The organism is Cerasicoccus sp. TK19100 (assembly GCF_027257155.1).
Classification (GTDB): Bacteria; Verrucomicrobiota; Verrucomicrobiia; order Opitutales; family Cerasicoccaceae; genus Cerasicoccus; species Cerasicoccus fimbriatus.
On sequence record NZ_JAPWDU010000003.1, the window covers coordinates 845,352 to 854,599 of the forward strand.

Sequence of the window (9,248 nt, forward strand, 5' to 3'; positions counted from 1 at the left end):
TTGATCTGCCTGCAGTGGGTGGGGCAGCGCCGCACACATATTTCAACGATAGCTCAAATGTCCGTCTAGGCTATTCGTCTGAGGCAGGCTTTTTAGCGCCAAGCGTCGATGTCAATCGAGAGGTCGTCGTGACCGATACCCTTGGCAACCAAACTCAGTATACTTGGACGGATATCGAGGTGTCAGAAATTCAGGATTTGGCGAACAGCTATGGAACAGATGATGAAGATTTCAGCAGTCCCTTGCTGATCTATTATAAGGAAATGGCCATTGCTTACGACATGACTGACGGCGGCAACGAACTCTTTGACGATCCTGAAGATTTGAAAGAAACTTTCAAATTTGATCCTAATGCCGGTATGGCCCTCATAGAGGCCACTGATATAAGTGGTAACGTTACCACCTATACCCACACAGACTCATTACCAATCACCGAAGGACGGTATGCTGCGAAATTTCCTGAACCAAATTCTGAAACCCGCACCTTAAAGACTCCCACGAATGAGACTGTAGTCAAGGAATTCACATACGATTACAATACCGAAACCGGCGTCCGCATCATGGACAGTGTCAGGCAAGACGTGTCTTCTACTGAAGAACGCTATACGCTCAATCTGATAGACGAAGTAGGTTTGGTCACCGCAAGTAATCTTAGCCTTCGCACCAGCGAATTGATCTACGATGAAGAGGGTGGCAACTTGATCCAGCATACACAGTTTGAATACGGCTCAAGTGAGTTCCCAGCATTTATGACGAAGAAAACGGTACGCAGTAATGCTTCTGCTGGTCCGACAATCGCCGTCACTGACCCAACTTGGACAGTTGGCGAAATGACATCCTTGGTGACCCTTTATGAGCCTTACACAGCAGCAGAGGACGCAGCCAACGCGGGCCGTCTCAAACGTGAAGCCATTGACATGAATGGAAATGGCATGATTGACATCGGAATAGACCTTATCACCGCCTACACCTACGACGCCAACGGTAATCGCACTTCGGTCAAGGATGCGCGAAGCTTTACGACGATCTTCACTTACGATGCGCGCAACCGCTTGGACAAAGTTTACCATCCGGACGGAAGCTACACGGACCGCGACTATGATCCACGCGGTAACTTGGTCCTGTTGACTGACGAAAACAGCAATCAATCGGAGCACGAATATGATTCACTCAATCGCAGGATCAAGACGACCCGTTATCTCAATGGCAGCGACGACATCGTATCCCAGTTTGAATACAACAACGTCAACTCGCTGATTACGACGATCGATCCACGCGGCATCGGGACCACCAACGAATACGATGCCCTCCAGCGCCTAACGAAGACCATCGCACCCAAAAAGGACGCAACGGGTAGCGTTGCCTCTCCCTATTATCCCACCGAAGCTGCCGGGGACTACGTGACTGAGTTTCAATACGAACCCACTAAAAATCCTGGCTCCAGCGCCTTCGACAGCAGCGGGTTTAAGCCCACTACGATCATCGATCCACGCGGCTACGTGACCACCGCCGAATATGACGAACTTTACCGTATGGTTGAAAGCAGTGTGCAATACGCGATGGACGACGAATCGGCCTATGCAGTCACGACAAATACCTACGACTTGGTGGGCAATGTCCTCACGGTAACCGATCCATTGCTTTCGGTCACCAAGACCGAATACGACGCACTAAACCGCCCAATATCGACCACCGTTGCCTATGGGACGCCTGATGCAGCCACCGTCAGCACTTTATACACCAGCACTGGCTTGGCCTATCAGGCCACTCAGGAGGCCACCTTGGGTTCCGACAGCGACCGCGTCACGAACACCGAGTATGACGCCGCCGGTCGTCCGGTCTTGGTTCTACAGCCGACGGTTTACGATGCCTTATCTCAAACCTACCAGCGCCCGCAGACCCAGACTGTCTACGACGCCAACAGTAATGCGATCCAGTTGATCAATCCGCGTGGTTACACTTGGGATACTTACTACGACAGTCGCAATCGCCCAGTCGTTACGCTGGCGCCCGGAGTTTTCGACGCCGAGACGCATCAGTGGATCCGCCCTCAAACGGATACTTTTTACGATGGTGTGGGCAATGTGGTCGCAATGACCAACACGCGCGGCTACACTTCATATACGAAGTATGACAACGCCAATCGCCCGACGTTGGCCTGTAGCCCACAGGTCATCCTCGCCAATGACACTACGGTCTATCCAGCAGTTAAAACTAGCTACGACAACGCGGGTAACATCCTCACGATTGAAACCGGCAGTGTAAACGACCCTACCAGCGAAACGCCTGTCTTCACTGCTGGCCGCTCCAATCCCGATGCCACCAACACCTACGACGCTCTCGGAAGACTCGAAACTACCACCGATGCGGGAGGCATTCTCGTCGCAAACGAATACGATGAGGTCGGCAATCGCACAGCCGTCATTGATGGCGAACAGCAGCGCACTGAGTTTGAGTACGATGGCCTGAACCGCAATACGATGATTCGCTACGGCGTCTCAGGCGGCACGTATGTCAACGGCACTCGCTACGCGTTCAATGCGATCAATCAGACCGATCGCTATATGGGCGTCACCCCTTCCAGCGCAGGAGAACATACGGAATACCACTACGATCACCAGCACCGCTTGGACACCGTGGATTACGGCGCCGACAGCACCATCGACCGCGATTACGGCTACGACAGTTTCGGCAATATTCTCACCGTCGATGAGGCAGGCACGATGGCCGATGTCGCTTACACCTACGACGCCCTCAACCGCATCGATACGGAGACCTCCAACGGCGTTACCCACGAGTATCACTACGACCTCGCGGGGAATCGGTTATTGGCGAAGTTCGGCGATGGCCAGGGTGGGGTCCTCTTCGAGATTGCCTCCACCTACGACACGCTCAACCGCACCATGACGATGACCGAGGATGGGCGCGAGTCCGGCTACCAGTATGACGCCGCGGGCAACATCGTCGTCAAACAGCAGGCCAACGGCCACAAGATTCGCAAGACCTACGACGCGCTGGGGCGGACCAAGACCATTTCGGGCCCGGGCTACGACGGACAGCAGCTATATTTCTACCAGAATCACTACGATCTGTTCGGCAATCTAGCGCGCATCGAGGAAACCTATCCCCAAGGCAACCTCTCTGACCGCACGATTACCAATTCCTACGACGATGCCAACCGCTTAACGGATGAGCTGATCGAGGGCAATGAGGACGTATTGACGGTCTACAGCTATGACAACGCCAACAACCGCACGTCCAAAGTGGTCACGGTGGACAGCGTCACCACCGTCAACGAAACCTACGCCTTCAATAATGAGCTGAACCAGATTGACAGCTTCACTGATAGCGTTAGCTCGCGCACAGTGAGTTTTGTATACGATGACAAAGGCAATCGCTACAGCCGAACCGAAGGTCAGGATGTCGTTTACTATGATTACGACGAGGAAAATCGCCTGATACGGGTGGAAGATGATGGTCAGCAAAAAACCTACGATTATGCCTATGACTACCGCACCCGGCGCGTAGGGCGCAACGAATCAGCCGCGGGTGGCGACATAACCTATTTGGTCTTTAGCGGCGGAACCAGCGTTCAGGAATGGAATGAAGCGGCCGGTGCCGGCTTTAGCCCTGCGGATGATGAGTTAGTCGTCAACTACGTGCGCGGGTCGGACTATGGTGGCGGCGTGGGCGGCATTCTTTACACCCTAAGGGATCGGGATGCGGACACCCAAGTGGACGACGCCACCTTCAACCACTACAACACGCGCGGCGACGTGGTCGCCAAGACGGATGACGCCGACGCCCTGATCTATCAGGCGGCCTACGAGGCCTTCAGTCGCCATGGCGACACGCCTTCCTCCGAGGAATGGGGAACCAACCCAGACCGCCAGCAGGGTAATACCAAGGACGAAGACCCCTCCGGCCTCCTCAACGAAGGCTTCCGCTACCGAGACCTCGAAACGGGCGTCTTCCTCACCCGCGACCCCCTCGGCTTCGTCGACGGCCCCAACTTATACACCTACGTCGTGCAGAATCCTTGGACCTACTTTGATCCGAAGGGTTTACAGATGATGCTTGGAATAGCACCTGAGCACCATGCGAATTTGGCTACTCAACAACCAGGTGTCACCCCGGGAAATGCAGCTGGCTCAGTTTTGTCTGGAACTTCCAAGGGGACGATTAATGGTTCTCATTTCCTTTATGAGATTTCCGGGCCGGGTCAGTTAATTGGATTTTTTGGAAATTTCAGCAATAATGCTGATGCGTTCGATAAAGGAATGGGGGAAGGTCGCGATGCTCTAGTTAATCGGGTAGACCAGACTAATGATATACTAAATATTGAGGTCGACCCGGGGTATGAACTAGCTGGTGAGATTTTGGCTCCAGGGTTGCCATTGGCGAATCAAGCGAGTAAACTCAACAAGCTTAATAAACTTCGAAATGGTATGGGTCTGATAGACGATTCTGCCCGTTTCGCTCAGAAAACTTTTGGTTCAAAGTTTTCTGATGAAGGCCAAGCCATCTATTCAAAATTAGCTGGGACCAAGATTGAAACCGTAGATGACTTGGCGGCAGCAATAAAATCTGGTGCAGTAAATCCAAGCGATATTCCGGTTGAGTATGTTATGAAGGGTGATACTCAGCTTCTTGTGAACACCAGAACCTCTCAAGCATTAGAGCAAGCAGGAGTTCCGAGGAACAAGTGGAACGCGGTTGATAAGACAGACGATGCTGCTACGATGAAAAGAGTTGAAGCGCAGCTAGAAAGAAACAAGTTGGATGAGACTGGGACAGAAACGGTAAGACAGACAGGGACAAGAGAAGCTGAGACACAATGAAGCCCACTATAGCATTTAGACAGCTTAAGCAGTTACACACGCCGGGTCATGGATGTGATCATGGTTCATTTTGCACTACTGGTGTGGATGCTATATTGAAATATAGCTACTCGGATGAAGAAGGCTCTCGCGAAAATCTTATTCGGTTTACGCGAGTGGTAGCTTACCGTTTTACGAACGAAGCTCATACCAAGGATTTCCCTTCAGATGCTTATGATTGCATTGTAGAAGTTGTTGGTTCGGATTGGCTGAAAAATTTGAAAGAGCCCACGTTATGGCCGTTCGTAAGAAGGCATATTGTGATTTATCTTAGCAATGTCGGTTGCTTTGAGCTGATCGCAGAGGATTTTGAAGAGTGCTCAGATAATTGACAATGAACTTGAGTGAAATCAGCAAGACGGTTTCCCATGCGTTACGGCATGAACCTTGGCTCTATGAATTTGAACTCGATCCCGAGGGCTGGGTGCCGGTAGATGACTTAATTGCTGCTCTACGACGCCATCGCGATGATTGGAAATCTCTCAATCGAAGTGACTTGACTGAAATGATCGAAAAGTCTCAAAAGCAACGACATGAGATTGTTAATGGACGAATCCGGGCATTCTATGGACATTCGATTTCGGGGCTGCTGAAGAAAGAGGTCTTAGAACCACCCTCACTTCTTTACCATGGGACTAATCCTGAGATTATCACGCCAATCATGAGTGAAGGGCTAAAACCTATGGGTAGGCAATATGTTCATCTTTCATCAGATGTTGAGACCGCTATTGAAGTTGGGCGGCGTAAATCTAGGAACCCTGTGATTCTTACGGTTGAAGCATGCAAAGCCCATGATCAAGGCATCCGATTTTACCTCGGAAACGAAAAAGTGTGGCTTGCTGATGATGTTCCCCCTACCTTTCTAATTTACGATCTTGAGAAAAGCCAGATGCGATAACGTGGATTCAGGAAAATCCTTGCAACGATTGATCCAGTTCCTTGACTGCTCCTTAGTTCCGATGTGGCCTGCCAACCGCTTGGGGTAGAGATCAGCAGCTATCGCAATGGATGGGGTAAGCTTCGCTCGACATAAATCCAAAGTAAAAACCTTACTCAAATACCCATTCCTGCTGACCCGCGTCATTGGTTCGGAAATCGACATCCCGCTCCCCCGCCGATGTCTTCGGCTTAGGTGCTACCTTGGCCGGTTCGGTTTTCATTAAATCCATTAATGCATGAAGCTGTTCGCGGAGGGGTTCGCCAACCCGGTGCCAGTGAATATTCTCCCATTGGCCGTTGACGGTGGTGCGCAGTGTGTCGCCCCAGATGATGCGGGCGGGGATACCCCAGAGTGTCATATTGATGTAGGCCATGTCGCAGGCCGCTTTGCTGATGTCCTGACAAGTGACGCGGATGAGATCGACGGCTTTGGCCCGCGCAAATTCCTCGGCAACCGACAAAATCAATCCGCCGCTGCCGGATGCAGGGTCGCAGATCGTCACTGGCTTGCCCTCCGCGATGACCTTTTCGGCGTTGACGGTAATCTTGGCCATGAGCTCGCCGATTTCTTGGGGGATGTAAAATTCGCCCCCGGTGTCACGGGTGAATTTGCTCTGCACCTCGCAGTAATAGCTGTGCGTCAAATTCCTTGTCGCGGACTTGCTTGAGGATGTTGGCATAGCCAGCCTCATCTACTTTGAATGCTTTTCCACAGTGTGGGCATATAATCTCGTTCATAAACTTCTGGGATTTTATTTTAAGCAGTGCTAGGAGAAGAGAGGTTTCAGTTCTATGTAGTTTGGCCTAGCTAAGGAGAGGCTTTTAACCATTGCCAAGCTTCCTTATAGATGTCTTCGAGGGTATGCAGTCGCGCTTTGAGGCTGGTGAACGAATAGATGATCTTGAGCAATATGTTAGGAGTCATTGTCGCGAGCTTCTAGAGCAACTGAGGATTCGCTGATCAGCAGCTTGTAACGCCTGTTAAAGAAGCTATGGCTTTGCGGGAGACCGAGTGGCGTCACCTTCGATGCACCCGACTGCTCGCCACCTTCCGGGCCACCTTTGAACCTTCGGGCATATTCGGCATTAGCAACTGCCATGCACGTAGCCCATAGGCGGCGGCAAGACGTTCCACGGTCGACAACCAGATTTCTTTTTTACGTCCTCCTTCGATATCCTGGTAGAACTTATAGCCGATACCGGCGATTTGGGCAAATTCTTCCTGTGTCAGGCCGTGTCTGGCCCTTAACTGCCTGAGTCTGTCGCCGAGGGCACGGAGAGAATTGTCCATCTGTTAAACCATACGATCATAGGGTTTGACAGAACACCCCGCGAAGGTAGGGTATCATGCATGGTTTGCGTCATTTCTACTCTAGTATCTCGAAGGATACCCCTGATGATTTTTGGGCATACTATTGCCGACTTGATGACTGGCTACGATCCCCAGAAATTCTGTGGTGCGGGCAGTTCCCTACCGCGCAGCCCAGGCGCTGGGCAATTTCAGTAACTTCAAACATCTCCAGGTAGTAATGGGCGAAGGCATACACGACAGTTCACGTTCCGAAACCGTGAGTAATGAATTGGGTAAATTCAAGATATCCAAAGACGGCTTATATCTGGTCGGGGATACTGAAAGCTATCGTTTATCCGATATCAGCGGGGTCCAGGCTATTCAGGATGATGGATCGAAGCGGGTTTTGCCATCAATGATTATGCATACGCTCAGTTTCTTACCGCTCTTGTTTATGTCTGGTGGGGTTGGATGGTTGCCGGTTATTGGCATTAACTTCTGCGTTATCGATCTACACAACCGACGGACTCACAGGGTAATGGCTTTGATCCAAGGAAGAAAAGTAGAGTTATATCGCGTAGCCATGGCACCGGGAGGGGGTATAAAAGCATTTTTCACCAGAAGGAAGCCTGAGGATTTATGTGATTTTAATCTTTGTATGGAATTTAAATACAAATTGGAGGCAGCCCTTCAGAAGCATTCATCTGGCTCAGTGCTGAGCGGGCCATCTCTGGGGGTTGCTGAGTAATGGACTTTCAGAAAATTAAAGAGTTTTTTGGCTCTGAGCGGGTTACCGAACTTCTGGCCAGTGGTTGGTTTTTTCCAGCTGTCATTGTTGGAGTCATCTTGTTCGGGACCATGTTGCTAGGTGGTGGCAGGGATGATAATAAGGAACCATTTACGGGGAATTCTTTGGTGGCGGGTCGAACGTATTATATCTGGGTTGGTGAAATTGCAGTTTATGATGTTGATTGGTCGAATCGGGCATGGGACTCGAATGGAACCGGTCCTGACCTGTATTATGAGCTTTATTCAGGAAACAGTATGGTATTTAGCAGTGATGTCCGAACGGATACTTTAGTGGCGCGCTGGACGCCCGTGGGCATAGATTACATGGATGAGCTGACAACAATGTTGGCCGGAGGAAAGGGAAAGTCTTCCTTTGAAGAGTTTATTCAGGCAGGCCTTTTCAAGGCTACTGTAGATGGGGAGGTCGGCTTGCGGATGAAAGACAATGATTTTATAGACAGCACTTGGGCTGGTTTGTGGGGTTTGCCATTTGAGGCTCTGCATGAGGGAGAGAATGTATTTACTGCTGAATATAGTGCTCCAGTCTATGGTGGTGGAGACTCAGGGCTAGAAGTGCAGACAAATGGTAATGCGGTGCAATCAGTAGTTGTCTACGTCATTCCTGCTGATGGGATGGTCGATTACCTCAAGCTTCAACTAATGCAGAAGCATGGCGGCTATTGAAGAACATCAGCGCTGTCAGCGCCTTAGGTTGCTACTGCTGCTCAGTGCCGTTTTCCTTGGTGTAGGTCTGGTGCTACCCTGTATGACGATGGAGCCGGGTTTCTGGGGGCTGGAAAACTTCCTGCCCATTGCCGATCCGCAATCGAAATCAATCATCTCTGGAATCGTCCACCTTTTTCGGAGCGGGGACGTATTTCTTGCATTCATACTGTTGGCATTCTCGGTAGTGTTTCCCATCTGGAAGCTGTGCGTACTCTATGGGGCAGTGTATCAGATAGAGAACCACGAGAAGATGTCCGCTTCTGTCAAATTTGCCGATAAGCTTGGTAAGTTTTCGATGTTGGACGTAATTGTGATGGGGATGCTAGTGCTTTCGTTTCAGTCGTTTCCGGGTGGATCTAGGGCCAACGGACATTCATCAGTCTTCATTTTAGGCTGTACATATTTTCGGTTCTTTGTCTTAAAGTCTTGATGGCCAAGAGATACGAACTGACCAAGGAACAATACGACTTAATCAAGGATCTGCTACCTGGTAAGGCCGGCGACCCTGGGCGAACAGCCGAAGACAACCATCGCTTCATAAACGGTGTGATGTGGGTGCTGCGCAGCAGCGCCTTTTGGCGGGACATGCCAGCGCGCTACGGCAACTACGAAACCACTTACAA

9 protein-coding genes are annotated in these 9,248 nt (G+C 50.7%); 7 read left to right on the plus strand and 2 right to left on the minus strand.

All coding sequences use genetic code 11. The annotated features are described in order from the left end of the window. Window positions 1–128: 128 nt before the first annotated feature. Genes O3S85_RS10130 through O3S85_RS10140 form a run of 3 tightly spaced genes read left to right on the plus strand, consistent with a single transcriptional unit; the run spans window position 129 to window position 5,778 of the window. On the plus strand, window positions 129–4,841 hold the full coding sequence (locus O3S85_RS10130; RefSeq protein ID WP_269540166.1) for an RHS repeat domain-containing protein: 4,713 nt from the start codon (window positions 129–131) through the stop codon (window positions 4,839–4,841). Then, on the plus strand, window positions 4,838–5,212 hold the full coding sequence (locus O3S85_RS10135; protein ID WP_269540167.1) for a hypothetical protein: 375 nt from the start codon (window positions 4,838–4,840) through the stop codon (window positions 5,210–5,212). The genes O3S85_RS10130 and O3S85_RS10135 overlap by 4 nt, the downstream gene beginning before the upstream one ends. A 2-nt stretch (window positions 5,213–5,214) precedes the next feature. Further along, a complete protein-coding gene (locus tag O3S85_RS10140; protein ID WP_269540168.1) occupies window positions 5,215–5,778 on the plus strand; it encodes an RNA 2'-phosphotransferase in 564 nt (187 codons plus the stop codon). 151 nt (window positions 5,779–5,929) lie between these two features. Here the strand turns inward: O3S85_RS10140 and O3S85_RS10145 are convergent, their stop codons facing one another. Further along, window positions 5,930–6,499 (minus strand): N-6 DNA methylase, encoded by a 570-nt coding sequence (locus tag O3S85_RS10145; RefSeq protein WP_269540169.1) that lies wholly within the window; start codon window positions 6,497–6,499, stop codon window positions 5,930–5,932. Between the two features lie 338 nt (window positions 6,500–6,837). Continuing rightward, window positions 6,838–7,110, minus strand: a complete 273-nt coding sequence (locus O3S85_RS10150) for a helix-turn-helix domain-containing protein (protein ID WP_269540170.1) — start codon at window positions 7,108–7,110, stop codon at window positions 6,838–6,840. Between the two features lie 166 nt (window positions 7,111–7,276). Between O3S85_RS10150 and O3S85_RS10155 the strand changes: the two genes are divergently transcribed. The 4 genes from O3S85_RS10155 to O3S85_RS10170 form a co-directional block, all read left to right on the plus strand. Beyond that, window positions 7,277–7,858 (plus strand): hypothetical protein, encoded by a 582-nt coding sequence (locus O3S85_RS10155; RefSeq protein WP_269540171.1) that lies wholly within the window; start codon window positions 7,277–7,279, stop codon window positions 7,856–7,858. Next, window positions 7,858–8,583: a hypothetical protein gene (locus O3S85_RS10160; RefSeq protein ID WP_269540172.1), complete on the plus strand. Its 726-nt coding sequence runs from the start codon at window positions 7,858–7,860 to the stop codon at window positions 8,581–8,583. Before O3S85_RS10155 ends, O3S85_RS10160 begins: the two co-directional genes overlap by 1 nt. Continuing rightward, on the plus strand, window positions 8,570–9,055 hold the full coding sequence (locus O3S85_RS10165; RefSeq protein ID WP_269540173.1) for a paraquat-inducible protein A: 486 nt from the start codon (window positions 8,570–8,572) through the stop codon (window positions 9,053–9,055). The genes O3S85_RS10160 and O3S85_RS10165 overlap by 14 nt, the downstream gene beginning before the upstream one ends. Beyond that, on the plus strand, window positions 9,055–9,248 hold a 194-nt coding region (locus tag O3S85_RS10170; protein ID WP_269540174.1), incomplete at its 3' end, for a transposase. The genes O3S85_RS10165 and O3S85_RS10170, both read left to right, overlap by 1 nt.

Excerpts from the sequence above, each read along its gene's own strand:
- O3S85_RS10135 (WP_269540167.1), top strand. The coding sequence starts at position 4,838 with ATGAAGCCCACTATAGCATTTAGACAGCTTAAGCAGTTACACACGCCG.
- O3S85_RS10140 (WP_269540168.1), top strand. The coding sequence starts at position 5,215 with ATGAACTTGAGTGAAATCAGCAAGACGGTTTCCCATGCGTTACGGCAT.
- O3S85_RS10145 (WP_269540169.1), bottom strand. The coding sequence starts at position 6,499 with ATGCCAACATCCTCAAGCAAGTCCGCGACAAGGAATTTGACGCACAGC.
- O3S85_RS10150 (WP_269540170.1), bottom strand. The coding sequence starts at position 7,110 with ATGGACAATTCTCTCCGTGCCCTCGGCGACAGACTCAGGCAGTTAAGG.
- O3S85_RS10160 (WP_269540172.1), top strand. The coding sequence starts at position 7,858 with ATGGACTTTCAGAAAATTAAAGAGTTTTTTGGCTCTGAGCGGGTTACC.
- O3S85_RS10165 (WP_269540173.1), top strand. The coding sequence starts at position 8,570 with ATGGCGGCTATTGAAGAACATCAGCGCTGTCAGCGCCTTAGGTTGCTA.